23 protein-coding genes, 1 tRNA gene and 1 riboswitch are annotated in these 26,038 nt (G+C 62.0%); of the genes, 11 read left to right on the top strand and 13 right to left on the bottom strand.

Annotated elements, in window-relative coordinates:
• Positions 1-13 precede the first annotated feature (13 nt).
• Together phoU and CKW40_RS02455 are read left to right on the top strand one after the other, a co-directional pair.
• Complete coding sequence (gene phoU / locus CKW40_RS02460; protein WP_095198322.1) at positions 14-739, top strand: phosphate signaling complex protein PhoU; 726 nt, start codon at positions 14-16, stop codon at positions 737-739.
• 94 nt (positions 740-833) lie between these two features.
• Complete coding sequence (locus CKW40_RS02455) at positions 834-1,841, top strand: magnesium and cobalt transport protein CorA (protein ID WP_095198321.1); 1,008 nt, start codon at positions 834-836, stop codon at positions 1,839-1,841.
• A 73-nt stretch (positions 1,842-1,914) separates the two neighbouring features.
• Here the strand turns inward: CKW40_RS02455 and CKW40_RS02450 are convergent, their stop codons facing one another.
• On the bottom strand, positions 1,915-2,436 hold the full coding sequence (locus CKW40_RS02450) for a GcrA family cell cycle regulator (protein ID WP_095198320.1): 522 nt from the start codon (positions 2,434-2,436) through the stop codon (positions 1,915-1,917).
• A 357-nt stretch (positions 2,437-2,793) separates the two neighbouring features.
• On the opposite strand from CKW40_RS02450, the gene CKW40_RS02445 reads away from it, so the two are divergent.
• The 3 genes from CKW40_RS02445 (at position 2,794) to CKW40_RS02435 (ending at position 6,048) form a co-directional block, all read left to right on the top strand.
• Positions 2,794-3,993, top strand: a complete 1,200-nt coding sequence (locus CKW40_RS02445; protein WP_095198319.1) for an aspartate aminotransferase family protein — start codon at positions 2,794-2,796, stop codon at positions 3,991-3,993.
• Between the two features lie 16 nt (positions 3,994-4,009).
• A complete protein-coding gene (argF, locus tag CKW40_RS02440; RefSeq protein WP_095198318.1) occupies positions 4,010-4,921 on the top strand; it encodes an ornithine carbamoyltransferase in 912 nt (303 codons plus the stop codon).
• A gap of 95 nt (positions 4,922-5,016) precedes the next feature.
• Complete coding sequence (locus CKW40_RS02435; RefSeq protein ID WP_095198317.1) at positions 5,017-6,048, top strand: Hsp33 family molecular chaperone; 1,032 nt, start codon at positions 5,017-5,019, stop codon at positions 6,046-6,048.
• Positions 6,049-6,135: 87 nt separating this feature from the next.
• Here CKW40_RS02435 and apaG read toward each other — a convergent pair whose 3' ends face one another.
• Complete coding sequence (apaG, locus tag CKW40_RS02430) at positions 6,136-6,528, bottom strand: Co2+/Mg2+ efflux facilitator ApaG/CorD (protein ID WP_010913396.1); 393 nt, start codon at positions 6,526-6,528, stop codon at positions 6,136-6,138.
• A gap of 299 nt (positions 6,529-6,827) precedes the next feature.
• Between apaG and CKW40_RS02425 the strand changes: the two genes are divergently transcribed.
• On the top strand, positions 6,828-7,979 hold the full coding sequence (locus tag CKW40_RS02425; RefSeq protein ID WP_095198316.1) for a ceramide glucosyltransferase: 1,152 nt from the start codon (positions 6,828-6,830) through the stop codon (positions 7,977-7,979).
• A 279-nt stretch (positions 7,980-8,258) separates the two neighbouring features.
• Here CKW40_RS02425 and CKW40_RS02415 read toward each other — a convergent pair whose 3' ends face one another.
• Positions 8,259-9,449 (bottom strand): O-succinylhomoserine sulfhydrylase, encoded by a 1,191-nt coding sequence (locus tag CKW40_RS02415; protein ID WP_095198314.1) that lies wholly within the window; start codon positions 9,447-9,449, stop codon positions 8,259-8,261.
• Positions 9,450-9,505: 56 nt separating this feature from the next.
• Positions 9,506-9,583: riboswitch (SAM riboswitch) on the bottom strand.
• Between the two features lie 78 nt (positions 9,584-9,661).
• On the opposite strand from CKW40_RS02415, the gene CKW40_RS02410 reads away from it, so the two are divergent.
• Together CKW40_RS02410 and CKW40_RS02405 are read left to right on the top strand one after the other, a co-directional pair.
• Positions 9,662-10,756 carry a 2'-deoxycytidine 5'-triphosphate deaminase gene (locus tag CKW40_RS02410; protein WP_095198313.1) on the top strand — a complete coding sequence of 365 codons (1,095 nt, stop codon included), beginning with the start codon at positions 9,662-9,664 and terminating at the stop codon, positions 10,754-10,756.
• 99 nt (positions 10,757-10,855) lie between these two features.
• Complete coding sequence (locus CKW40_RS02405; RefSeq protein ID WP_095198312.1) at positions 10,856-11,629, top strand: ABC transporter substrate-binding protein; 774 nt, start codon at positions 10,856-10,858, stop codon at positions 11,627-11,629.
• 47 nt (positions 11,630-11,676) lie between these two features.
• Here CKW40_RS02405 and araD1 read toward each other — a convergent pair whose 3' ends face one another.
• From araD1 to chvE, 4 genes are all read right to left on the bottom strand, one after another.
• Positions 11,677-12,669, bottom strand: a complete 993-nt coding sequence (gene araD1 / locus CKW40_RS02400) for an AraD1 family protein (RefSeq protein WP_095198513.1) — start codon at positions 12,667-12,669, stop codon at positions 11,677-11,679.
• A gap of 290 nt (positions 12,670-12,959) precedes the next feature.
• Positions 12,960-14,252, bottom strand: a complete 1,293-nt coding sequence (gene mmsB, locus CKW40_RS02395; RefSeq protein WP_095198311.1) for a multiple monosaccharide ABC transporter permease — start codon at positions 14,250-14,252, stop codon at positions 12,960-12,962.
• Entirely contained in the window at positions 14,249-15,781 is a 1,533-nt protein-coding gene (gene mmsA, locus CKW40_RS02390; protein ID WP_095198310.1) for a multiple monosaccharide ABC transporter ATP-binding protein, read from the bottom strand. Before mmsA ends, mmsB begins: the two co-directional genes overlap by 4 nt.
• 185 nt (positions 15,782-15,966) lie before the next feature.
• Positions 15,967-17,037, bottom strand: coding sequence for a multiple monosaccharide ABC transporter substrate-binding protein (gene chvE / locus CKW40_RS02385; RefSeq protein ID WP_095198309.1), 1,071 nt, complete (start codon positions 17,035-17,037; stop codon positions 15,967-15,969).
• A gap of 312 nt (positions 17,038-17,349) precedes the next feature.
• On the opposite strand from chvE, the gene CKW40_RS02380 reads away from it, so the two are divergent.
• On the top strand, positions 17,350-18,339 hold the full coding sequence (locus CKW40_RS02380; RefSeq protein WP_095198308.1) for a LysR family transcriptional regulator: 990 nt from the start codon (positions 17,350-17,352) through the stop codon (positions 18,337-18,339).
• A 118-nt stretch (positions 18,340-18,457) separates the two neighbouring features.
• Here CKW40_RS02380 and CKW40_RS43640 read toward each other — a convergent pair whose 3' ends face one another.
• Entirely contained in the window at positions 18,458-18,721 is a 264-nt protein-coding gene (locus CKW40_RS43640) for a hypothetical protein (protein WP_179297800.1), read from the bottom strand.
• 494 nt (positions 18,722-19,215) lie between these two features.
• Between CKW40_RS43640 and CKW40_RS02370 the strand changes: the two genes are divergently transcribed.
• Complete coding sequence (locus tag CKW40_RS02370; RefSeq protein ID WP_244571062.1) at positions 19,216-19,821, top strand: Stf0 family sulfotransferase; 606 nt, start codon at positions 19,216-19,218, stop codon at positions 19,819-19,821.
• 239 nt (positions 19,822-20,060) lie between these two features.
• Here CKW40_RS02370 and CKW40_RS02365 read toward each other — a convergent pair whose 3' ends face one another.
• Positions 20,061-20,471, bottom strand: coding sequence for an ester cyclase (locus CKW40_RS02365; protein WP_095198306.1), 411 nt, complete (start codon positions 20,469-20,471; stop codon positions 20,061-20,063).
• A 336-nt stretch (positions 20,472-20,807) separates the two neighbouring features.
• On the opposite strand from CKW40_RS02365, the gene CKW40_RS02360 reads away from it, so the two are divergent.
• A complete protein-coding gene (locus CKW40_RS02360) occupies positions 20,808-21,686 on the top strand; it encodes a LysR family transcriptional regulator (protein ID WP_244571061.1) in 879 nt (292 codons plus the stop codon).
• Between the two features lie 72 nt (positions 21,687-21,758).
• Here the strand turns inward: CKW40_RS02360 and CKW40_RS02355 are convergent.
• The 4 genes from CKW40_RS02355 to CKW40_RS02340 form a co-directional block, all read right to left on the bottom strand.
• Positions 21,759-21,832, bottom strand: a tRNA-Gly gene (locus tag CKW40_RS02355).
• Positions 21,833-21,930: 98 nt separating this feature from the next.
• Positions 21,931-23,817 (bottom strand): acyltransferase family protein, encoded by a 1,887-nt coding sequence (locus CKW40_RS02350; RefSeq protein WP_095198511.1) that lies wholly within the window; start codon positions 23,815-23,817, stop codon positions 21,931-21,933.
• A gap of 215 nt (positions 23,818-24,032) precedes the next feature.
• Positions 24,033-25,523, bottom strand: a complete 1,491-nt coding sequence (locus CKW40_RS02345) for a hypothetical protein (RefSeq protein WP_095198304.1) — start codon at positions 25,521-25,523, stop codon at positions 24,033-24,035.
• 49 nt (positions 25,524-25,572) lie between these two features.
• A complete protein-coding gene (locus tag CKW40_RS02340) occupies positions 25,573-26,025 on the bottom strand; it encodes a GtrA family protein (RefSeq protein ID WP_095198303.1) in 453 nt (150 codons plus the stop codon).
• Between the last annotated feature and the right edge of the window lie 13 nt (positions 26,026-26,038).

Genomic DNA, 26,038 nt, shown 5'->3' with positions numbered 1-26,038 from the left:
AGGCATTTCGTCCATGCAGTCCGTGCACATAATGAGCGCCTTTGACGAGGAGCTGAAGTATCTGTCGAAGCGCATCGCCGCGATGGGCGGCCATGCCGAGCGTATGGTCGAGCAGGCGGTCGCCGCGCTCGTCAATGCCGATCCGGGACTGGCAGAGAAGGTCATCCGCGACGACGCTGTGCTCGACGAAGGGCAGCGCGAGATCGACGACAAGGCGATCATCATCATCGCCAAGCGCCAGCCAATGGCGACGGACCTGCGCGAGATCGTCGGCGCCATCCGCATTTCCGCCGACCTCGAACGGGTCGGCGACCTCGGCAAGAACGTCGCCAAGCGCGTGGTCGCCGTAACCGACGGCCGCCAGCCGACCAGCCTGTTTCGTGGCCTGGAGGCCCTGGCCAATCTGGCGCTCACCCAGCTTAAGGAAGTGCTCGACGTCTATGCGTCGCGCTCGGTCGACAAGATCGGTTTCGTGCGCGACCGCGACGACCAGATCGATGCCATGTACACCTCGCTGTTTCGCGAATTGCTGACCTACATGATGGAAGATCCGCGCAACATCACGCCCTGCACGCATCTGCTGTTCTGCGCCAAGAACATCGAGCGCATCGGCGATCATGCCACCAACATCGCCGAGACCATCTATTACATCGTCACCGGCGACCAGATGCCGGCCGAACGGCCGAAAGGCGACAAGACGGACAAGATCAGCGTGTCGGCGACGCCCCCGGCGAAATGAACGTTCGTCCTCTCGAACGCCAGATCATATTGCGCTAAACTATCCCGGCGTTAAGCTTCTCAGGCCTTAAAGGTCCTGCTTTCAGGAGGCTGCGATGGAATATGTTCGAGAGTTCAAGCCCGCGGCGCCGACATCAGGCATCATTGCCTCCAGTGTCTATACGGCCGGCAAGCGTATTGCCGACATTCCGATCGAGGAAGCCGGCGAATGGGCCAAGAAATCGGGTCACGTCGTCTGGATCGGGTTGCTGGAACCTGACCGTGACCTCTTGCTGCGCGTCAAGGCGCAGTTCCATCTGCATGAGCTGGCGATCGAGGACGCCGAACATCCGCACCAGCGGCCGAAGATCGAGCAATATGGCGATGCGCTGTTCATCGTCGCCCGCACCGCGCAACTGATCGAGGGCCGCGTCACCTTCGGCGAGACGCATCTGTTCGTCGGCTCGGGCTACATCGTCAGCGTCAGGCATGGCCCCTCGACGTCCTACGCCGCCGTGCGTCAGCACTGGGAAAGCTGCCCGCATTCGCTGGCCAAGGGCGAGGATTTCGTCCTCTATGCCATTCTCGATTTCATCGTCGACAATTACATGCCCGTGCTTGAGCAGATCGAGGACGAGGTCGAGGCGATCGAGGACAGGGTGCTTTTGAAGCCGATGACCGGTCCCGACATCGAGCGGCTCTACATGCTGCGCCGCGATCTCCTGCGCCTGCGCAATGCGGCGCTTCCGCTGGTGGAAGTCTGCCGCCGGCTGACCAGCGCCGAGCTGCCGCAGATCCACTCAGCCATGCACCCGCTGTTTCGCGATGTGACCGACCACATCCGCACCGTCCAGGAAAAGATCGACAGTCTGCGCGAGGTGCTGGCGTTCGCGTTCGAGGCCAGCCTTCTGGTCGGTCAGAGCCAGGAAACGGCGATCTCGAAGAAACTCGCCTCCTGGGCCGCCATCCTGGCCGTGCCGACGGCATTCGCCGGCATCTACGGCATGAACTTCACCGACATGCCGGAACTGAAGATGGAATATGGCTACCCGCTCGTGCTGGCCACCATCGCGGCGATCTGCGCGTTTCTCTACTGGCGGTTCCGCAAGAACGGATGGCTGTGAGAGAGTCAGTAGAAATTAGTGAGTAGTGAAACAGCGCCCTAGGCGCCAGATTTTGCTACTCACTACTCACTACTCACCGGTTCCTGCGCCGCTCCGCCGCCGGCTGGAAGGCCACGCGGGCGTGATACTTGCAATACGGACCGGTTTCGGCGGCCTCGTTGCCGCAGAAATTGAAATCTTCCGACAGCGGATCGCCGTTCGGCCATTTGCAGGTCCGCTCGGTCAGCTCGACGAGCTGCAGATGCCTCGAAATCGGCACCACGACGTTCTCGACCGGGCGGATGTAATGATGGCGTGTCACCGGTTCGGCGTCGAACTGCGTCTGAAGGGCCGTCGCGCCGATCGAAGTCGTCACGTGGCGAGCCGTGCTTGCGGCGCGCGCCACCGATTTCTGAACGGTCGACCCCTGAGCCGTCTTCTTCTGGCGTGCCGGCGTCGCCGTTGCGCGGCCACGGCCCGACAGCTTCAGCCGGTGCACCTTGCCGATGACGGCATTGCGGCTCACCCCTCCAAGCTGGGCAGCAATCTGGCTTGCGCTCAGACCCTCCGACCACAGTTTCCTGAGAAGTTCGACCCGCTCGTCAGTCCAGTTCATGAGACCGCGCTCCTGCTAAGCGTGCGCAATCGGAATCCCTTCCCGACCCAGCAACCTTGCTGGGGCAGACACCACATATATCTGGTGATTAGGTCCGCCGCACGAAATCTAGTTATTTCTCGACTACAATTACCTTATGCGCTGACTCGGTGACAAGAGTCCCAAGTGCAACACGAATCGGTTTTTTCGGTTTTCCCCAACTTGCCCGGTCGCTCATGAGCCGGCGTCGAGTTAGGGGGCTTATCGCGTGCCACTACGCGACGTTTTCGTTGACTTCATGGCCGAAAAACACGATAAGCCGCACAAGGCCGCCGCTTTGGCGGCTTTTTTGATTTTCCGGTACCGGAGACGCATATAATGAGCGGTTCGGCGCTTTACGAGACCTTTGCTCGCGCTCCCCTGGCTTTCGACCACGGGGAAGGAACTTGGCTGGTTACCGACAAAGGCGAGCGATATCTCGATTTTGCCGGCGGCATCGCGGTCAATTCGCTCGGCCACAGCCATCCGCATCTGGTCGCGGCTCTTACCGAGCAAGCGGGAAAACTCTGGCACGTCTCCAATCTCTACGAGATTCCGGGGCAGAGCCGGCTTGGCGAGCGCCTGGCCGATGCCACCTTCGCCGACAAGGTGTTCTTCACCAATTCCGGCGCCGAGGCGCTCGAATGCGCGATCAAGACGGCGCGGCGCTACCATTTCGTCAAGGGGCATCCCGAGCGCTTCCGCGTCATCACCTTCGAAGGCGCCTTCCACGGCCGCACGCTGGCCACCATCGCGGCCGGCGGCCAGTATAAATACCTCGAAGGCTTCGGACCCAAGGTCGAAGGCTTCGACCAGGTCGGCTTCGACGACATCGATGCCGCCGAAAAGGCGATCACGCCGGAAACCGCCGCGATCCTGATCGAGCCGGTGCAGGGCGAGGGCGGTATCCGCCCGGTCCCGACGCAGTCGTTGAAGCGGCTGCGGCAGCTTTGCGACCAGCACGGTCTGTTGTTGATCTACGACGAGGTCCAGTGCGGTATCGGCCGCACCGGCAAGCTGTTCGCGCATGAATGGTCAGGCGTGACGCCCGACATCATGGCGATCGCCAAGGGCATTGGTGGTGGCTTCCCCATGGGCGCGTGCCTGGCCACCGACGAGGCCGTGGTCGGTATGACGTCGGGCGTGCACGGCACCACCTTCGGCGGCAACCCGCTGGCCATGGCGGTCGGCAACGCCGTGCTCGATGTGGTGCTGGAAGACGGCTTCCTCGAAGACGTCCAGCGCAAGGCATTGCTGATGAAGCAAGGCCTGGCGTCGATCGCCGACGAGTTTCCCGATGTCGTCGAAGACATCAGGGGCACCGGGCTGATGCTTGGCCTCAAATGCGCCATGCCCAACACCAAGGTGAACATGGCACTGCGCGACCAGCATTTGCTGGCGGTTCCGGCCGGCGACAATGTCATCCGCCTGCTGCCGCCGCTCACCGTGACCGACGCCGAGATCCACGAGGCGCTCAACCGCATCCGCGCTGGTGCCAAAGGCCTGGCGGACGCCATCGCCGCGGCCGCCGCGAAGTAATTCCGGAATATTGCTGATGTCAGTTCGCCATTTCACCGATCTGTCCACTGTTTCCGAGGGCGACCTGCGCTTCATGCTGGACGACGCGGTGGTGCGAAAGGCGCGCCTCAAGGCCGGTGAGCGCACCAGGCCGCTCGAAGGCAAGGTGCTGGCGATGATCTTCGACAAGCCGTCGACGCGCACACGCGTCTCCTTCGACGTCGGCATGCGCCAGCTCGGCGGCGAGACCATCATGCTGACCGGCACCGAAATGCAGCTCGGCCGCTCGGAAACCATTGCCGACACCGCCAAGGTGCTGTCGCGCTATGTCGACGCGATCATGATCCGCACCACCTCGCATGAGCGGTTGCTGGAGCTGACCGAGAATGCCACGGTGCCGGTGATCAACGGCCTGACCGACGACACCCACCCGTGCCAGCTGATGGCCGACATCATGACCTTCGAGGAGCATCGCGGTCCGGTGGCCGGCAAGACCATCGCCTGGACCGGCGACGGCAACAATGTGCTGCATTCGCTGCTCGAAGCCTCTGCGCGGTTCCGCTTCAACCTCAACGTCGCCGTGCCCGAAGGCAGCGAGCCGGCGCAGAAGCACATCGACTGGTCCAAGGCGCATGGCGGCAAGCTGCATTTCACCCGCTCGCCCGAGGAAGCCGTCGACCAGGCCGACTGCGTCGTCACCGACTGCTGGGTGTCGATGGGCCAGGAGCATCGCGCCCGCGGCCACAATGTGTTCTCGCCCTATCAGGTCAATGCCAAGCTGATGGCGCATGCCAAGCCGGACGCGCTGTTCATGCATTGCCTGCCGGCGCATCGCGGCGAGGAAGTGACCGACGAGGTCATCGACGGCCCGCATTCGGTGGTGTTCGACGAAGCCGAGAACCGGCTCCATGCCCAGAAGGCGGTGCTTGCCTGGTGTCTTGGGGCTTGAAGTGTCCGGGCGCTTGATCTGCGGGGGCGCGATGCCTATCTGCGCCGCATCACGCAAATCAAGCGCGTTTGGACGCATGCACCCCAGGGGGCGGCATGGCCGCGCCCTGGAGCTTTGTCATGTTGGAAACGCATCAAGTGACTGAACATCACCCCAAACTCGGCGAGTTCGGCTATGCCGGCGACGATCATGTTGTCCCGTTCGAGGTCGGCCCGCTCGACGTGCGCGGCCGCACGGTCCAGCTCGGGCCGATGCTCGACGCCATCCTCGGCCGCCACGACTATCCCGAGCCGGTCGCCCGCCTGCTGGCGGAAGCCTGTGTGCTGACGGTGCTGCTCGGCACCTCGCTCAAATTCGAGGGCAAGTTCATCCTGCAGACCCGCACCGACGGGCCGGTCGACATGCTGGTGGCGGATTTCACCACGCCGTCGGCGCTGCGCGCCTATGCGCGCTTCGATGCCGATCGGCTCGAGGCTTTGGTTGCTGCCGGCGAGACGTCCCAGCAGACGCTGCTCGGCAGCGGCGTGCTGGCGCTGACCATCGACCAGGGCGCCCATACCCAGCGCTATCAGGGCATCGTCCAACTCGACGGCGAAACGCTGGAGGACGCGGCGCGCACCTATTTCCGCCAGTCGGAACAGATCCCGACGGATATCAGGCTCTCTGTGGCCAAGCTTTTGACGCCCGGCGTTGGCGGCGCGCGTGAGCAGTGGCGCGCGGGCGGCATTCTGGCGCAGTTCCTGCCGCAGTCACCCGAGCGCATGCGCGTGCCCGACATTTCGGGCGGCGACGGCGATCCGCGCGACGTGACGCATGAACCGGCCGACAATTCCTGGCAGGAACTGGTGGCGCTGCTCGGTACCATCGAGCCGACCGAACTGATCGACCCGACTATCGGCGCCGAACGGCTGCTCTACCGCCTGTTCCACGAGCATGGCGTGCGCGTCTTCGGCGGCGCCCCCGTCGCCGACCAGTGCTCATGTTCCAAGGACAAGATCCGCGGCATCCTCGAGGGTTTTTCCGCGCAGGAGATCAAGGACAGCACCGAAGATGGCGGCATCCACGTCGCCTGCGAATTCTGCTCGACGCAGTACGACTTCGACCCGGCGGAATTCGCGGCGCAGTAGACTCTCTTCCTTCTCCCCGTTCTACGGGGAGAAGGTGCCCGAAGGGCGGATGAGGGGCAGCGCGAACTTTCCGCGACTACTGCCCGCTCAGTTCACCGTCCGCCTGGTCCCCGGCAGATCCAGCGAAAACGCCGGGATGGCGATATCAAAAGTCTCGCCTCGTTTGTTGCGCATCGTGTAGTGCCCGACCATGATGCCCGACGGGGTCGAGAGCGGGCAGCCGGACGTATATTGATAGCTGTCGCCGGGATTAAGCTCGGGCTGGTCGCCGACGACGCCCGGGCCGCGCACTTCCTCGACCCGGCCGGCACCGTCGGTGATGTGCCAATAGCGCGACAGAAGCTGCACGAATTCGTCCGATTGGTTGTCGATCGTTATCTGATAGCCCCAGACATAGCGGTTCTCGGAAGGATCCGAGCGGTCCTCGAGGTAGAACGGCCTGACCTGCACTTCGATGTTGCGCGTGACGGCGCGGTACATAAGCGGCTCCAAAACAATCTCAAGCATGATCCCGAAAAGTGGGACCGGTTTTCTCGGACAAACGGGTTTCCGTTTTTCCAGAGATCATGCTCAACAAACAGAACCTTTCGGCGCTCCCGGCGAGCAGGTCAACGTGCGCGTCTTGTCGCGCCTGGTCTTGAAAGGCAGGTGCCGGCAAAGAATGTCATTTAAGTGACACATGACAATGATGGTGTGCACCAACCGGGCGACTCGGCGCTCTGTCGAACTGTTGAAAACGGCCATACGCAGGCCGTCTTTTCTGGAGTGACCGGATCTCGATGGAACCCACTCTTATAGCCGCCTCGCTTTCGACTGCTCTTATCCTTTCAAACTCTGCCAGCATTTTGCTCGCCGCTTCACAGCTGAAACGGCGCACCACGATCGCACGGCCAGCCGGCAAATCGCCGCCGGTGTCGATTGTCGTGCCGTCGCGCGGCGTCGAACCGTTCACGCAGGAGACGCTGGAGCGCGCCTTCTCGCTCGACTGGCCGCGCTACGAGCTGATCTTCTGCGTCGCCCATGCCGACGATCCGGTGGTCAAGTTGATCCGCGCCGCCATTGGCCGCTTTCCAAAAGTGCCGGCCCGGCTGTTGATCGGTGACGACCGCGTCAGCGCCAATCCCAAGCTCAACAATTGCGTCAAGGGCTGGGAAGCCGCGCGGCACAACTGGGTCGTCCTGGCTGACTCCAACGTGCTGATGCCGAAGGACTACATCCAGCATCTGATGGCGGCGTGGCGGACGGATACTGGCCTTGTCTGCTCGACGCCGATCGGCTCACGGCCGGACGGCTTCTGGGCGGAGGTCGAATGCGCCTTCCTCAACACGCTGCAGGCCCGCTGGCAGTATGCCGGCGAGGCGCTCGGCCTTGGCTTTGCCCAGGGCAAGAGCATGCTGTGGAACAAGCCGATGCTGGATGCCAATGGCGGCATCCGCGCGCTGGCCGCCGAAATCGCCGAGGACGCGGCCGCGACCAAGCTGGTGAACAGCCTCGGCCTGCGCGTCAATCTCGTCGCTGCGCCCTTCGAGCAGCCGCTCGGCCGGCGCAGGCTTGGCGAGATCTGGTCGCGTCAGGCCCGCTGGGCGCGCCTGCGCCGCGTCACCTTTCCGCTGTTCTTCGCGCCTGAAATCCTGACCGGCGCGGTGGTGCCGCTGGCGCTTGCGCTGGTTGCGGCGGCAGGCGCCGGCTTCAGCCTGCCGCTGACCGCCATCGCCGTGATGGCGGCCTTCTATCTCCCGGAATGTGCCCTGGCCTGGTCCAAGGGATGGCACCTGTCGCCGCGCATGGTCGCGGCGATGATTGCGCGGGACTTGATGCTTCCTACCATGTGGGCACGCGGCTGGCTCGGCGGCGCCGTCGACTGGCGCGGCAATGCAATGACCATCGGCACCAAAGCGGCCGAACTGGAAGAGACGCCGTCGCGCGCGTGACGCCTGCGGCTCGGTTTCATTCCACGACGAATTGTCGTAGTACGAACCATGTCGAAAACCATCAGGACGACGGCGCGCTGCAAGGCCGCGCCGCCAAAGCGGTCGCGCGCTGATGCATTGGCGCTCGCCAGAAAGACGCTCGCCGCGATAACCGACGAAGAAGATGCAGCGATCACCGCTGCCGCACTTTCAGATCCGGATGCCCAGCCTCTGGACAGTCTCGTATTGAAGCGGCGCTATGCAAGGCAGCTGTAAGTAACTCCAGCTAGCCGCTTTCCGCTATTTAGCCGCCTTCAGCGCCTGCGCGATATCCTCCAGCAGATCGTCGGTGTCCTCCAGACCAACCGACAGTCTGAGCGTACCTGGCCCGATGCCGAGTTCGGCGCGTGCCTCGTCGCTCAAATTCTTGTGCGTGGTCGTCGCCGGATGGGTGATCAGGCTCTTGGCATCGCCAAGGTTGTTCGAGATCAGCACGATGTCGAGCGCGTTCTGCAGCGCGAAGGCCGCCTGCTTGCCGCCCTTGACGTCGAGGCAGATCAGTGTCGAGCCGCCCGACATCTGCTTCTTGACGATCTCGGCCTGCGGATGGTCGGCGCGGCCGGGATAGATGACGCGGGCGATCTGCGGCTGCTCGGCGAGGAAGTCGGCGATCTTTCCGGCGCTCTCCGTCTGCTGGCGTACGCGCAGCGGCAGCGTCTCCAGGCCTTTCAGCAGAGTCCAGGCGTTGAAGGGCGACAGGCTGGGGCCGGTGTGGCGGAAATAGTCGTGCAAATTCTCGTCGATCCACTTCTTGTCCGACAGGATGACGCCGCCGAGACAGCGGCCCTGGCCATCGATGTGCTTGGTCGCCGAATAGACGACGATATGCGCGCCAAGCTGCAACGGCTTCTGCTGCAAAGGGGTGGCGAAGACATTGTCGACGACAAGCCGCGCACCGATCGAGTTGGCCAGCGAAGCGACAGCGGCGATGTCGACCACTTCCAGCGTCGGGTTGGTCGGGCTTTCCAGGAAGAACAGTTTTGTGTTTGGCCTGACCGCCTTTTCCCAGTTGGTGATGTCGGTGCCGTCGACCAGCGTCGCCTCGATGCCGTAGCGAGGCGCCAGCGTTTCGACCACCCAGCGGCAGGAGCCGAACAAAGCGCGCGCCGCCACGATGTGATCACCGGCCTTGACGCTGCACAGCAGCGCCGCCGTCACTGCCGCCATGCCCGATGCCGTGGCGCGTGCGTCTTCGGCGCCTTCCAGCGCGCACATGCGCTTTTCGAACATGTCGACGGTCGGATTGGCGTAGCGCGAATAGATGAAGCCGGGTTCCTCACCCTTGAAACGGGCTTCGGCGGCCTGGGCCGTCTGATAGACATAGCCCTGGGTCAGGTACATCGCCTCGGAGGTCTCGCCGAAGCCGGAACGCAGGGTTCCGCTGTGCACGAGGGCTGTCTGAGGCTTCCAGTTGCGCTTCTTGCTGCTCATCGCTTTTGTTCCAGACACAAAAAAACCGGCCGCGAAAGTCGCAACCGGTCCATACGGCCTCGCGGCCAACGGTCCTTTAGCGACTTGTTTAACGTGGCTGCAAGCCGACCGGCCAAATCACCACGGGATAACGACCCTTTAGACCCGTACCACGCTTGCGTCAATTGCCGGCTTCATTAAGAGGTTTGTACCAGCGGCTAAGGAGCGGAGCCTTGCGGCAGACAGGCATTCTTCCCGATCAGGACATTGCGGCGCTGTTCCAGTCCGGCGCGCTGAAGTCGCCGCGCGCGCTCGATGCCGACCAGATCCAGCCGGCGAGCCTCGATCTCAGGCTCGGCGACAAGGCCTGGCGGGTGCGCGCCTCCTTCCTGCCGGGCCCCAACCACAAGGTTTCGGAAAAGCTCGACAGGCTGAAGCTGCACGAGATCAATCTGGCCGAAGGCGCGGTGCTGGAGACCGGCTGCGTCTACATCGTGCCGCTGCTCGAAAGCCTGGCATTGCCGGTCGAGATTTCCGCTTCCGCCAATCCGAAGAGCTCGACCGGACGGCTCGACATCTTCACCCGTGTCATGACCGACCGTGGCCATGAGTTCGACAAGATCGCCGCCGGCTACAACGGTCCGCTCTATCTGGAAGTCAGCCCGCGCACCTTCCCGATCGTCGTGCGCACCGGTTCGCGGCTGTCGCAGATCCGCTTCCGCACCGGCAATGCGCTGCTCTCGGAAGCCGAACTGCACGACTTGCATCGCGCGCAGATGCTGGTCGCCACCGAACCGCCGAATATTTCGGGCGGCGGCATCGCGCTGTCGATCGATCTCAATGGCGACAAGGACGGGCTGGTCGGCTATCGCGGCAAACATCACACCGGCCTCGTCGATGTCGACAAGCGCGCGGCGCAGGATGTCGTCGATTTCTGGGAACCGATCCGCAAGAGCGGCGCCGGCGAACTGGTGCTCGATCCCGATGAATTCTACATCCTCGTCAGCCAGGAAGCGGTGCATGTGCCGCCGCTCTATGCCGCCGAGATGACGCCCTTCGATCCGCTGGTCGGCGAATTCCGCGTCCACTATGCCGGCTTCTTCGACCCGGGCTTCGGCCATTCGGCATCAGGCGGCACCGGCAGCCGGGCGGTGCTTGAAGTACGCAGCCACGAAGTGCCGTTCATCCTCGACCATGGCCAGATCGTCGGCCGGCTGGTCTACGAGCACATGCTGAAGCGGCCGCAGGCGCTCTACGGCACCGATCTCGGCTCCAACTACCAGGCGCAGGGCCTGAAGCTCTCCAAGCATTTCCGCGCCGCGCGCTAAGCCTCGACTGCCGCCAGGCAAAATACTTGCCTGTGCCGGCACATCATGCTTGGCTGACTTGTCGGTCGCAGCGATGCGGCGCTCAAGGGGAACGAGAAAATGCAGATTTCAAAATGGATCCTGTCGGCGGCAGGCGCTGCCATGTTGGCGATGGCCGCCGGTTCTCTGTCGGCGCAGGCCGCCGAGAAATTGAAAATCGGCACCGAGGGCGCCTATCCGCCGTTCAACACCATCACCTCGGACGGCAAGGTTGTCGGTTTCGATATCGACATCGCCAATGCGCTGTGCGCGCAGATGAAGGTCGAGTGCGAGATCGTCACCCAGGACTGGGACGGCATCATTCCCGCCCTGCAGGCCAAGAAATTCGATGCCATCATCGCCTCGATGAGCATCACTGAAGAGCGCAAGAAGCAGGTCGCCTTCACCAACAAATACTACACCACGCCGCTCGCTCTGGTGGCGCCGAAGGACAGCGAGCTGACCTCCACCGAACCGGCGGCCCTTGCCGGCAAGACAGTCGGCGCCCAGGCTTCGACCACGCAGGCCGACTATGCCCAGAACACCTATGGCAAGGCAGGTGCGGAGGCAAAACTCTACCCAACCCAGGAAGAGGCGATCACCGACCTCACCAACGGCCGGCTTGATGCCGTGATCTCGGACAAGTTCGTGCTGGTGGACTGGCTGAAGAAGGCAAGCGACGGCTGCTGCAAGCTGATCGGCGACGTAAAGGGCACCGAGACGCAAGCCGGCATCGCCGTCCGCCTCGACGACACTGCCCTGCGCGACAAGCTCAACGCGGCCATAGACGCGATCGTCGCCGACGGCACCTACAAGAAGATCCAGGCCAAGTATTTCGACTTCGATATTTATTGAGACGTTGAAGCTGCCAATCTCCCTCCTCGTGGGGGGAGATCACGCTCTCACAGCGCCTTCACCGCCACCTTCACCGGCTTTTCGATCTCGAGCGGGTTGCGCAGCGGCAGGCCGAAATCCCCGGCCTCGATCTCGAACACATCGCCGGCCTCGGTCTTGACGCCGTCGGCGAAGGACAGCGTCGCGGTGCCGAACATATGCACATGCACGTCGCCCGGCTGGCGGAACGCCGAATATTTGAAGTGATGGTGTTCGAGATTGGCGATGGTGTGCGACATGTTCGCTTCGCCCGACAGGAACGGCTTTTCCCACAGCGTGTTGCCGTCGCGCACGATGCGCGAGGTGCCGCGGATGTCGGAGGGCAGGTCGCCGATCAGGATCTCCGGCCCGAACGAGGCGTTGCGCAGCTTGGAATGGGCGAGGAAGAGATAGTTCACGCGCTCGGTCACATGGTCGGAAAATTCGTTCGACAGCGTGAAGCCGACGCGGAAGGGGGCGCCGTCATCGCCGATGACATAGATGCCGGCGATTTCGGGTTCCTCACCGGCGTCCTTGGCGAAGGCCGGTGACAGCAGTGCGGCACCCGGCGCCACGGCCATCGTGCCGTTGCCCTTGTAAAACCATTCCGGCTGCACGCCGACCTGGCCTTTGGCGGGTTTGCCGCCCTCCAGCCCCATACGGAACATCTTCATGGAATCGGTGAGCTGTTCCTCGCCATCGGTGCTGAGCTTCTTGTGCATGGAATCGCGCGTCGCCGCCGAGCCGAGATGGGTCAGTCCGGTACCGGTCAGGTGCAGGTGAGCAGGATCGGGGTGATTGATCGGCGACAACAGCCGCCCCTTCTTGTAGGCGGCATCGAGATCGATCGCCTCGCCGAGCCCCTTGCGTTCGATCAGGGTGGCGAGGCCGACGCCGGTGCGGGCAGCCTCCATCGCCAGAGAGTAGACGCTGCGAGCGCCGTTGATGATCCGGGTCTTGCCGCCATTGCGGGCAACGACACGGATGGTCTCGGCGTCGTCGAGAATCTGCGAGATCAGCATGATCAGTCCTCTCTCATGTGCCTTGGCATGGCTGCCGCCGCGGCAAACCTTCCCAAGCGCGGCCGGGACGTCGCCCATGCCACGGGTGAAATTCTCCGTTCGGATTGCGCTCGCGGGGCCTGGTTCCTTGAGGGAACTTCTTCGTGCCGGTCGGTTGCCGGCAGCGCCGCGATGTGACCCGTATGCCTTCCTTGTTGCCTCGCCGGAGCGGTTCGACCCGCTCCCAGTATTTTGTTTCTACGCAATTCCTGCGGGAAAACCGCGATGCACTTTTCCTGGAATTGCTCCTGTCAGCCCTTGTTCTTGTTGTAGACGTCGAAGACCACGGCGCCGAGCAGCACCAGGCCCTTCACGACCTGCTGCCAGTCGACATTGACGCCCATGATCGACATGCCGTTGTTCATGACGCCCATGATGAAGCCGCCGACCACTGCGCCGATCACCTGGCCGACGCCGCCCATGGCCGATGCGCCGCCGATGAACACGGCGGCGATGACGTCGAGCTCGCTGCCGAGGCCCGCCGCCGGTACGGCCTGTCCGAGCCGCGCTGCAATGATCAGGCCGCCAAGCGCTGAAAGCACGCCCATGTTGACGAACACCATCAGGGTCAGCCGTTCGGTCTTGATGCCCGACAGCTGCGCCGCCTTGGCATTGCCGCCCATCGCATAGATGCGGCGGCCAATCGTCATGCGTTTGGTGACGAAGACGAACAGCGCGATCAGCGCACCCATCACCATGAGTACGATCGGCAGGCCCTTGTAGCTGGCGAACTGGTAGACCAGGAACAGCGCCAGCGCGCTGGTCACCAGGGTCTTGATGACGAACAGCGTGAAAGGCTCGGCCTGATAGCCATGCTGCTCGCGCGTGCGTCGTGCCCTGAGCCCGAAATAGGCATAGGCGAGCACGGCGACGAGGCCGAGCACGATCGTCGTCATGTGCAGCGTCAGGCCGCTGCCGACGATGGTCTTGCCGGCGGCATTCACCGTCGGCGGGACCAGCGTCAAGGGGCCGATCACATCCGGGATGAAGCCGGAACTGAGCGCCTTGAAGCCGTCCGGAAGCGGACCCACGGAAGACCCGCCTCCGAGCAGCGCTTGGCAGATGCCGCGGAAGATCAGCATCCCAGCCAGCGTGACGATGAAGCTCGGTATTCGATGGTAGGCGACCCAGTAGCCTTGCCCCGCGCCGATTGCGCCACCGATGACCAGGCAAACGATTGACACCACCAGCGGATTGCTCAAGGGGCCGAGCGGCCAGATGACCATCATCATCGCCGCCAGCGCGCCGATGAAGCCGGCGACGGAGCCGACGCTGAGGTCGATATGGCCGGAGACGATGACCAGCAGCATGCCCAGCGCCATCACGATGATGAACGAGTTCTGCTGCACCAGATTGCTCAGGTTCACCGGCTTGAACAGCGTTCCGGAGGTGGTGAACTGGAAGAACACCATGATGGCGATCAGCGCCAGGATCAGGCCGTATTCGCGCAGATTGGTGACCAGCGCCGAGACGGCAACGCGCGGCCCCTGCTGGACTTCTTCGGCAACGCCGCTTTTCGGCGCAGGAGAGATTTCGGTGCTCATGATGCTTTTCCTTCTCCCCGAACGATGGCGCGCATGATCTTTTCCTGGCTTGCGTCGCCTGCCGCCATTTCGCCGACAATGCGCCCTTCGTTCATGACGTAGATGCGGTCTGTGATGCCGAGCAGTTCGGGCATTTCCGACGAGATGACGATGATTGCCTTACCCTCGGAGGCGAGACGCGCGATGATGGTGTAGATTTCATACTTGGCGCCGACGTCGATGCCGCGCGTCGGCTCGTCGAGGATCAGCACTTCCGGATTGGCGAACAGCCATTTCGACAGGACCACCTTCTGCTGGTTGCCGCCGGAAAGATTGCCGGTCATCTGATAGACGCTCGAAGCGCGGATATTGGTCTTCTTGCGATAGTCGTTGGCAACGGCAAGCTCGCGCAAATCGTCGATCACGCTGTGACGCGACACGCCGCCGAGATTGGCGAGCGTTATGTTGTGCTTGATATGGTCGATGAGGTTGAGACCGTAGGTCTTGCGGTCCTCGGTGACGTAGGCAATGCCATGGTCCACGGCCCTGCTAACTGAGGAGACGTCGATCGGCTTGCCCTTGAGCAGCACTTCGCCGGTGATGCGGCGGCCATAGGAACGGCCGAACAGGCTCATCGCGAATTCGGTGCGCCCAGCGCCCATCAGCCCGGCAATACCCACCACTTCGCCCTTGCGGACGTTGATGTCGATGCCCTTGATCACCTGCCGCTCGGCATGGATCGGATGATAGACCGACCAGTTCTTCACCTGCAGCACGACCTCGCCAATCTTCGGCTCGCGTGGCGGATAACGGTCGTCGAGCGAGCGGCCGACCATCGATGTGATGATGCGGTCTTCGGAAATGTCTTTCCTGGCCAGCGTCTCGATGGTCCGTCCATCGCGGATGATGGTGACCTTGTCGGCGACCCGATTTATCTCGTTCAACTTGTGCGAGATCAGGATCGAGGTGATGCCTTGCTGCTTGAATTCAAGCAGCAGGTCGAGCAGCGTCTGGCTGTCCTTTTCGCTGAGTGATGCCGTCGGCTCGTCGAGGATCAGCAGCTTGACTTCCTTGCTGAGCGCCTTGGCGATCTCGACCAATTGCTGTTTGCCGACGCCGATATTGGTGATCAGCGTCTTGGGGTCCTCCTTGAGGCCCACCTTCTTCAGCAAGGCGCTGGTGCGCGTCTCATTGGCATTCCAATCGATGACCCCGAATTTGGCGTGTTCGTTGCCAAGGAAAATGTTCTCCGTGATCGACAGCATCGGCACCAGCGCAAGTTCCTGGTGGATGATGACGATGCCCTTGTGTTCGCTGTCGTGAATGCCTTTGAAATGACATTCCTCACCACGGTAGACAATCGCGCCGTCATAGGTGCCGGACGCATAGACGCCTGACAGAACCTTCATCAGCGTCGATTTGCCGGCGCCGTTCTCGCCGACCACGGCGTGGATCTCGCCTTCCTCGACGCTGAGGTTGACGTTCGACAGCGCCTTCACGCCGGGGAACGTCTTGGTGATGTCGCGCATCTCCAAAATCGTCGAGGTCATCAGGGCAAGCTCCTAGACTTTCTTGTTTTTACGCAATTCCCAGGGGAAAGCGCTACGCTTTTTCCCGGGAAAACCGCTACGCACTTTTCCTGGAATTGCTCTAGGCCGGCAGAAACAATACCGGGGTCGCTTGTGAACGAAAAGGGGTCCTGCGTTGCGCAGGACCCCTGATTTTATAACCGAGATTACTTCAGGTCTTCGGCCTTGATGTAGCCGGAGTCGACGACCAGCTTCTGGTAGTTCGACTTGTCGACATCATGCGGCGTCAGCAGGATCGAGGGAACGACCTTGACGTCGTTGTTGTAGGTCTTTTCGTCGAGGCCTTCCGCCTTGCCGCCCGAGAGCACCTTGTCGACCAGACCGACCGTCGCCTTGGCCAGTTCGCGGGTGTCCTTGAACACGGTCGAGTACTGCTCGCCCGAGATGATCAGCTTGACCGAAGCGGTCTCGGCGTCCTGGCCGGTCACGATCGGCCAGGGCTGAGCGGCCGTGCCGTAGCCCACGGCGCGCAGCGAGGCGGTGATGCCGCGCGACAGGCCATCATAGGGCGACAGAACGCCATCGACGCGGCTGCCGTCCGAGTAGTTGGCCGACAGGAGGTTGTCCATGCGTGCCTGGGCGGTGGCCGCCAGCCAGCGCAGCGTGCCGACCTTGTCCATGCCGGTCTGGCCGGACTTGATCTTGATCGAGCCGTTGTCGATCAACGGCTGCAGCACGGAAATCGCACCATTGTAGAAGAAGAAGGCGTTGTTGTCGTCGGGCGAGCCGCCGAACAGTTCGACATTCCACGGCTTGGTGTTCGGGAAACGCTCCTTAAGGCCCTTGACCAGCGAATTCGCCTGGATCACGCCGACGCCGAAATTGTCGAAGGTGGTGTAGTAGTCGACATTCTTGGTCTTCTTGATCAGGCGGTCATAGGCGACGACGACGACGCCCGCGTCAGCGGCCTTCTGCAGCGCATCCGACAGGGTGGTGCCGTCGATCGAGGCGATGATCAGCGCCTTCGGGCCTTTGGTGATTTCGTTTTCCAGCTGGCTGAGCTGGTTGGGGATGTCGTTCTGCGCGTACTGCAGGTCGACCGTGTAGCCGAGAGCCTCGAGCTGGGACTTGACGGCGTCGCCGTCATTGATCCAGCGCTGCGATTCCTTGGTCGGCATCAGCACGCCGACAAGACCCTTGTCGGCTGCGTGCGCCGAATAGGTCATGGCAGCGATGCCAAGCGCCGCGACTGCGGCCAGTGTCTTGATGATTTTCACGTAACTCTCCCTGGTTGATGGACACGGCACCCCGGGGGTCGCGGGCCGCGCAATCGTGCAGAAGCGCCAAGGCACCACTGCCGTCATATCGATCTCCGGTATCCTCCCATGGCCCCGAGCCGCTGATTTCAATCGATACGATTTTTATCGTCGGCGACCGTTGCGTCTCGGAACGCGCTGACGTTGCGACCCTTTTGCCATAACTGTCAAATGCGATCTTTGATGGTTGCTATACCGAGAGCGGTATATGTTATGAGGCATGACAGATTGCTGGCAAATGCCAGGGGGTCGCATGTGGAGGCTGGGAAGACAATGGCGGCGTTACGGAATCCGTCTTCAATTTCAAATGGTTACAATGAAACTCCGGGTGATGGCGAAACCCTGCTGCGCAGTGGTCTCAGCCTGCGTCACATGCGTATGATCGTCGCGCTCGACGACCATGGCCGGGTGAGCGCGGCGGCGCAGGTCATGAACATTTCACAGCCGGCGGCATCGCGCATGATCGCCGAGATGGAGGCGGTGCTCGAGGTCAAGCTGTGCGAGAGGCTGCCACGCGGCATCACGCTGACGCCCTACGGCAAGGCGCTGGCCAGGCGTGCGCGCTCGATCCTGCTGGAGATGCGCGAGGTCGACCGCGAAATTTCCGAGCTCAAGGCGGGCAAGGGCGGTTCCGTGTTTCTCGGTGCCGTGACGGCACCTGCGATCGAGCTGGCGGTGCCGGCGATCCGCGAAATCCGCCGCATCTATCCGCGCATCGAGATCACCATGCAGGTCGAGACCTCCAATGTGCTGGCGCGCGAACTGATCGCCACGCGCCACGATTTCATCATCGCGCGCATCCCCGACGATCTCAATCCGCGGCTGTTCGAATCGCGTGTCATCGGCGTCGAGAAAGCCTGCCTGATCGTACGCCGTGGCCACCCGCTCACCAGGGGCAGCGTGGTGCGGCTGGAAGACACCGCCGCCTATGACTGGGTCTTCCAGTCGGGTGGCTCGCCTTTGCGCCAGGCGATGGAGAGCAATTTCCTCAACCGCAACATCGCGCTGCCGGACCGGATCCTCAACACCAGTTCGCTGCTGCTGACGCTGGTCATGGTCGCACAGTCCGACGCCATCGCGCCGGTTTCGGTGCAGGTGGCGAAATTCATCCAGAACCCCGATGGGCTCGCCGGCGCCATCGACGTCGTGCAGACCGAATTCGACATCGAGGTCAGGCCCTACAGCCTGATCACGGTCAGGAATCGCGCACTGTCGCCGGCCGCCAAGATGCTGCACGATTTCATCCTGCGCGAAGTGGGGTGATGGAACAACAAGTGCACTCGTGCGTTCAGGCCCAATCGGCATTCTCGCTGGAGCCCGTTTTGGGCGAGGGAACGAGGTGCCGATGTCAACAACTCGGGAGGTTTTGATGGAACGTCGGTTATTTCTCACTGGAATGCTGGGCGTTGCGGGGGCAGTGGCGTTGGCGGCCGCAGTCGGACCCGGCCGCGCGGTTGCCGGTATTCCCCAGGGCAATGGAATTCTCGATGAACTGGACAAGCCGGATCCGGCTGTCTTCGAAGGGGATGACGGGGTCGAGGTGGAGCAGGTCTCCCATCGTCACTGGGATCGCTGGCATCGCCGCCATCACGGAGGAAGACGGCGCCACGGCTGGAGACGGGTTTGCCGTCGGTACTGGCGCCATGGGCGCCGCCATGTCCGTTGCTGGCGCGAGCGGGTTTGGCTCGGCGTCTGGTGACGAACCGTTGACGAAAGGCCGGCCACCGCAGCGTGGCCGGTGTCGTCAACGCGTCGATTTTCAGGGTCCAAGGCTTGCGTCTTGCAATCGGTGCCGGGGCTGGCACCGATCACCCAACCGTGACGGAATGGGCCCCCACTTAGCCTAGGATCGAATTGGCAGAATCATATTAGACTTTACTAATCGAATGCTGTCAGGCAGACCATGCCGAGGGCCTATCAAGGAGCAGAATCATATCCCGTAACGTCGGCGACACGTTTACAGACCAGGGGCGATCGGCACGCATGAAAGGTGTGGCGATACTGACCGAAGCCCGCAGCGGCTCCGAATGGCTAGGCAGTCTGGCAAACAGCACCGGAATATTGGGTCAGTCGGCCGAATGGCTCGATACGGACACGCTGGGATGCAGGCCGAAATCCTTCGACGAGCTCCTGTCCGCTGTGATCGATCGCGGCGGGACCGAAAATGGCAGATTCGCTGTAAAGCTGTTTCCGCGGCACCTTCACTGGTCGCAGGCCAAATATGGAGCCGACTTCCTCGCTGAATGCGTCCGACGCCATGCCATGGGTTTGATCCTGCTGGAACGGCGGGACCGCCTTCGCCAGGCGATCTCCTATTGCCGGGCAAAGGCGTCAGGTCGTTGGAGAAGCACGATGGACGGCGCGGATCTGGTTCCGCAATACGACTTCGCCGGTATCTGCCAGGCCTATTTCCTGATCGGGCAGAGCTATGCCTTCTGGGAAGCCTATCTGCACATGGCCGACCTGCCTTACGACCATTTGTTTTATGAAGATCTGTTGGACGACCCTCGTCCTTACATTGCATCGGTGGCCCGGCAGTTGTCGGTTGAAATGCCGAATGGCGGGTTCGAGACGAATTTGCGGTTACAGCGCGACAGCTGCACCGAAGAGTGGGCCGAGCGGTTCCAGAGCGACGCCAAATCCAAGGGCCTACTGGCGCATCTCCCCAAGAAGGTGGCGCCGCGAAATATCAAAAACCTCGCCCGGTTCCTCCTCAAGAAGCAGATGCGCATTGGCCAGGCTTAGGCGTGCCTGACCAATTCCGTGCCGGTTCCGCTGTCAGGTTTTCAGACGGACCAAATTCAGCAGCAAAATCTCCGGCCACATGCTGGAGCGGGTAGCGCGTTCAAATGGAGCGGGTGAAGGGCGTCCTCAAAAGCGAGGCGCCAGCGCATCGTGGCCTCGCTCATGCCGAGCTGTCTCGCGACCATCGGCCCGGTTCAGTCATCGGCTACCATCTCGATGCAGGGGGCATGCACCACACGTCACATGGGTGCGGCGCCGATTTGTTGCAGTAGCCCCAACAAGTCCGGCTGCCCACGTTCGCCGACGATCTGTCCATTCGACCAGTGATAGAAATTCATCGCCTGGACGGCGATTTTCTTTCCCGTGGGTGGAACGCCGAAGAAGCTCCCTTGATGTGTGCCTCTCATGGTGAAGCGCGCGGCAACGTTGCCTCCCTCGGTGATCGTCTCCTCGAGAGTCCACTGGATGTCAGGAAAGCCGCCGCGCATCATTCCGATGATCTCGAGATAGCCGGCCGGTCCAGTCACCGGCTCGGGACGACCGGGAACGTGGAACATTGCTTTCGGAGAGATGAGTTCCTCGGCGAGCTTTTCGCTCGCAGTGTTGATAAACTCGACGAACCGCTCCATGAGGCGCTTGCTGTCTTTCATGTCTGTTCTCCTGGGTAAGCGAGTGGCGTTAAGTTAGGAAATGTTGAACACTTGAGCGGCGCTTGTCCTGCCGACCTTCACAAGATGGTTGTGGTAAAGGTCGGCCGGTCGTCGGTTTGAATTTCACGGAACGATGGCGTTTCCCGGCTCACCAAATTTGCATTTTGCACAACCTGCTCCATTCCGTTTGCCTGCTAGGTAAACCTTGACGCGACCAGGCTGGCCGAAGGGTTGATCCTTCCCGGACGCAATATCGGGCAAGTCTCTTGTTGACGGAATGGGTGCCTTTGACCGAATAATACGGACGAAATGTCCGCAATTAGCAGTCTCGAATCAATGAGCGGCTTGGTGGCGTTTGTCGCTTCGGTCGAGACCGGCGGCTTCGCAGCGGCGGGGCGGCGTCTTGGCGTATCTGCTTCAGCGGTCGGTAAGGCCGTTGCTCGCCTGGAGGCCCGGCTTGGTGTCAGGCTTCTCCACCGTACGACTCGCTCCATCGCGTTGACCGGCGAAGGCAATCTTCTGTTTGAACGCGCGATGCGCATCATCGAAGATGTTCAGGAAGCCGAGAATGCGATCGCCGAGACACGCACCTTCCCGCGCGGGTTATTGAAGGTGAGTATACCGGCAGCCATGGGACGCCGCATTATCGTTCCAGCGCTCGATCAATTCATCGCGGCCTATCCCAAGGTCGTTCTCGACGTCAGTCTGGACGATCGGATGGTGGATATCGTGGAAGGGGGTTTTGACCTAGTCCTGCGCACAGGTGACCTTGAAGACTCTCGGTTGATTGCGCGCAAGCTCGCGCCACATCGGTTCGTCACCTGCGGATCTCCCGCCTATCTGGAACGACGGGGGGCACCCGAGACGCCCGATGACGTACCCGCCCATACTTGTCTGCGTCTCCGGTTCCCTACGACAGGCCGGCTGGAATATTGGGCCTTCAAAGGATGGAAGCCACCCGGACGTCCAGCAAATGGGCCTGTGTTCAACGACATCGAAGCCGTGGCGCTGGCCGCTATAGCCGGCCTCGGCCTTGCCCAACTGCCCCACTATCTCGCGGCGCGTGCCATCGCGGATGGACGTCTTCGCACGGTGCTCGCCGACTATGCAGTCAGTCGGGGCGACATTTGGCTCATACGACCTCCCGCGAGTTCAGAAAGTCCACGCGTCCGCGTGTTCTCGACGTTTTTGACCAAGTTGATTGAATCGGTCTGAAGTCGCCGCGACGGATACATTTGATACGCAAGATTCCGGCAAAACCCTGATTACGAGAAATTCCGGAGAGTCTGGAGCGGGTAGCGGGAATCGAACCCGCGCGTTCAGCTTGGGAAGCTGACAGGCTACCATTACATCATACCCGCGCGCGCCCTCGTTACCATGAGGGTCGGCCTTCGGGCAATCGCAAAGCGGCTCTCGAAACACACTCTTCAGCGGTTCCCTCGGCGCTGGTCCGCGATTCCTATTTTGCCTTCGCGACTTTGTTGCTGGCGGCAAAGCTTGGCCAGTATTTCGAAATGGCGAGCGTCGCGCCGGCGGACGAGAAATGACCGTAGTCGAAGTAGAGAAACTGCCTGGTGCCGGCGTCGGCATAGGAACAGCCGGCCGCGTCGCACAGATAGGCCAGCGGGTCGATGAAAGTGGCCCCTTTGGTAAAGGGAAGCACCTGCTTGTTGATGTCCGGATCCATGGCCATCGGCCAGGATGTGTTCGCGACATGCTCCCGTTTTGCGAAGAAGGCGATTTTTTGGACGTCGGCGATGAATTCCGGAGACTGACCGATGACATAGACCTTCACGCCCATGTCGCGCAGCCGGTCGACCGTCTTCTGCAGGCCGTCAAAACCCCTGGCCTGATAGTCGGTCCAGCGGCCGCTCAGGATCACGGCCTGGATGTTGGCCTCGCGGATGATCGACAGCGCCCGTTCGTTGAAGCGCGTGCAGGCCGGCCGGGCATAGGAGAAGTAGCTCAGGTTGGGTGGGCAGCCGGCATAGGTGTACTGGATGACATTGGCCTGGATCTTCTCAGCATTGGCCTCCAGTCCCGACACATAGTGAGCGGCGAAGGAATCGCCCCACAGCAACACATTGGTGGCAAAGCCATGCGTGCGGGTGCAGTCGGCGAGGTTCCAGTCCTCGATCCGATTCGCGCCCTCGTTGAAACAGACGCCGTTGCGCCAGTCGCCCACCAGGACCCGTTCTGTCGAGAAGTCCGGGAACCGTTGTGGAAAACCCTTGCCCAGCACACCGGCCACGCCGCCGACGCACAGCAAGGCGATCGCTGTCGCGGAGAAGGCGAAGATCGGCAGCGGGGCGGTGAACGCCCGCTTCTGACGGAAGGGTTGCTCGACATACTTCCACGAGAATGTCGCCAGGGCGACGCTTGCCACCGTCATCGCCACGATCGTCGGCACGCCGATGGCTTTCAGCGAGAGATAGTGGACGAACGAATTGATCGGCCAGTGAACGAGGTAGAGCGAATAGGAAATGAGCCCGACCCATACCAGCGGGGTGAGCCGCAGCACCTGCGTGGCGACCGGCACCGGCCTGTCGGCGTGGGGCTGGCCCGCATAGATGAGCAGCGCCGTTCCGATGCAGGGAAACAGGGCATTGTAGCCCGGAAACGGGTCGCTCTCCGAAATCGTCAGAAAGCCGAAGGCGATCAGGCCAAAACCGGCGAGGCCGATCAGTTCCGTCAGCGGACGGCTGGCAAGCGCCGGCGGCTTTCTCAGCATCAGCATGGCGCCCAGCGCCAGTTCCCAGATGCGCGTCGGCAGCAGGTAGAAGCCGGCGGTCGGCGCCAGCGTGGTTGCCATGACCGCCAGGGCAAAGCTGCCTATGGCAATCGGCAGCAATATCGTCAGCCAGCGCTTCGCGGCGTATCGGTAGATCAGATACACCAGGATCGGCGCGAAGATGTAATACTGCTCTTCGACCGAAAGCGACCATGTGTGCAGCAGCGGCCGCAATTCCGCGTCGATGGAAAAATAGTTGGTCGTTTTCCAGAAATAGATGTTCGACCAGAAGGTCGAGGCCGCGATCACGCTCTGACTGTATTCGTGGAGGTCGGACGGCAGCAGGATGAACCAGGCCGCAACGCTCGCAAGCAGGATGACGAAGGTCAGCGCCGGCAGGATGCGCCGCGCGCGGCGCCAGTAGAAGCGGCCGATCGAGAACTGGCCGCGCTCGAGATCGTCGAGCAGGCTGCCGCTGATCAGATAGCCCGATATGACGAAGAAGATGTCGACGCCGGTGAAGCCGCCGGGAATGGCGGACACGCCGAAGTGGAAGAGCACCACGGGCAGCACCGCAACAGCGCGCAGGCCATCGATGTCGCGCCTGTAGTTCATTCGGCCGGTCCGTTTGGTGCGGTCGGCGGTATTGGTGCGGCGCAACTTGCTGTGCTGCTCATGCGGCGACGTCCTGATACTGTGAAAAATGCCGGTTCGTCGATCTCACGAGCCTATCCTCTGTTGCGCAACTTTGCTGCACTGCAACATGAGTGTCAAGGCGGGAAAACCGGTGGTTCGATTGGCGAACCCGATTTGGCGCAGGCGCCGAAAAATCAGGCGCCGGGCACGTAGATCACGGCATCGTCGTCGGTATAGGCCCGTTTCCAGCCCAACTCCGTGAAAAAGGGGATGCGGGTGTCGTCGGCCGTAAGCAATGCCCAGCCGATGGCGTATTTCTTCAACTGGGCCTCGAGCAGCGGTTTTCCGTCGCTGTGCCCCGTCGCGTCGTCGGCTTTCGTGAACCCGCCCAGGAACAACTGGTCCGTCCTGCCGTCGATATAGGTCTTGATGCCGTGGAAAATCAGCGTGCCACCGAAATTGTAGGAGTTCAGCACGTTACCTGTGAGCTGGTGATCCCTGGCGAATGCGAGGGCGCCAGTGGCGGATGTCTTCGGGCTCGGCGCCACCTGATAGGCACTGCCGAGGATCAAGACCGAGCCGACCAGCAAGACAGCTATCGCGCCGCAGATCGCGTAGAACCGGTTGGCGAAGAGTTTTTCCAGCCCGTCACGCCTTTCCGCCAGCCAGGCCGTCGTCGACAGCGAAGGGTATTGCTGTGCCACCTCGACCGCGATCACCAAGGGGATCAACAGGAAGGGCAGATACACAAATCGCAGATGGGCGAGATAGACATGCAAGGCGAAAACGATGAACAACGCTTTGGCCCAGCCGATCCGCGGCCTCGATACCAGAAGCCCGAACAGCGCCAACAGCATCGCCGCTTCCTGGAAGACCTGCTCCTGGGCATTGAACGCTTGCCACTCCAGGATAAGGGGCACCGCCTCGTTGCCATAGGCCACCGTGAACGTGGCCAGGATGGCTTTCACGCCATAGGGATGCAGCAGGCTGACCAGTGGGCAGAGCAGGCCGAAAGCCACCCATTTTGCCAGGAGGACGGGTTTCGACAGGCCCGAGCGCGCCAGCACAGCGAGCCCGGCAAAGGCGGCAATGACGAAGCTCAGGGTGAACGTGGCATGCAGGTTGGCCCACAAGACGACAAGTAGCAGCAGCCACAAAGGCGGTGCCTTCTCCTCCTGCGCGGCACGAAACAGCATCGCCGTCCAGACGACGATGATCGGCAAGGTGAAGACGTGGGGGCGCGCCGTATAGATCGAGGCAATCAGGAAGGCCGCTGCAAAGGCCAGCGCTATCGCCAGTATCGGCTTCAGCCACGCGCTGAGGAACCATGCCATCAGGAAGACGGTCAGGCCGACCGTGGCGATGATCAGCGTGACGACGCCATTCCAGCCGCCCGCGCTGTAGGCAAGGGCCAGAAAGACCTGCCCCAGCCATTCCTTGGCGATCCAGGGTTGGCCGGCGAACGTATAGGAATAGGGGTCGACGGCCGGAAACGTCCGGTTTTCCAGGAAGTCCAGTCCGACCTTCACCTGCCACCAATTGTCGGGATCCTGCAGGATCGCGCCGGCAAAGGCGGTGAGCACAAAGGCCACGACACAGGCGCCGAGAAGGCAGAATATCAGCCTGATGCGTTGCGCGTCCCCGAGCGAAGGCGTCGCCGTCACGATTGCTGTGGCCTGGTTCATGTCGCGGCTCCAGGTGACGGCGTCGCCGTCACGATTGCTGTGGCCCCGTTCATGTCGCGGCTCCCGGCCATTTCGCGTTCGTTGCGGCCAGGGCGTCAGGGTCGTCCGCGCCGCCGACAAAGACGAACCGGGCCGAGCCGAGATAAAAGATGATCGAGTAGAGACAATTTCCCGCCAGATGGACAAACGGGTTCTCTATGAAGCCGGCGGACATGGCGGCGATCACGACGCCCAGATTGGCGCCATAGGCGACGACGAAGGTGATCGCGTATCGAGCGACGGCACCGGGGCGAAAGCCGCCGGCACCTCCGAATGTCCATTGGCGATTGAGGAAGAAGCCAAGGGTGAGGCCCGCGGCATAGCCTGCCGCATTGGAAACGATATCGCCGAGGCCGAGCGCAAGCCCGGCCAGGATCAGCGAATATCCAAGCGCTGTGTTGAGAAGCCCGACGGCACCGAAGCGCAGCATGCGCCAGACATCAAACGGAAGCGCCGACCACATTCTGCCCACGCCA

Origin of the sequence: Mesorhizobium carmichaelinearum, assembly GCF_900199455.1 — a bacterium.
GTDB classification, from domain to species: Bacteria; Pseudomonadota; Alphaproteobacteria; order Rhizobiales; family Rhizobiaceae; genus Mesorhizobium; species Mesorhizobium carmichaelinearum.
This window is presented reverse-complemented; position numbering and strand designations above follow the sequence as displayed.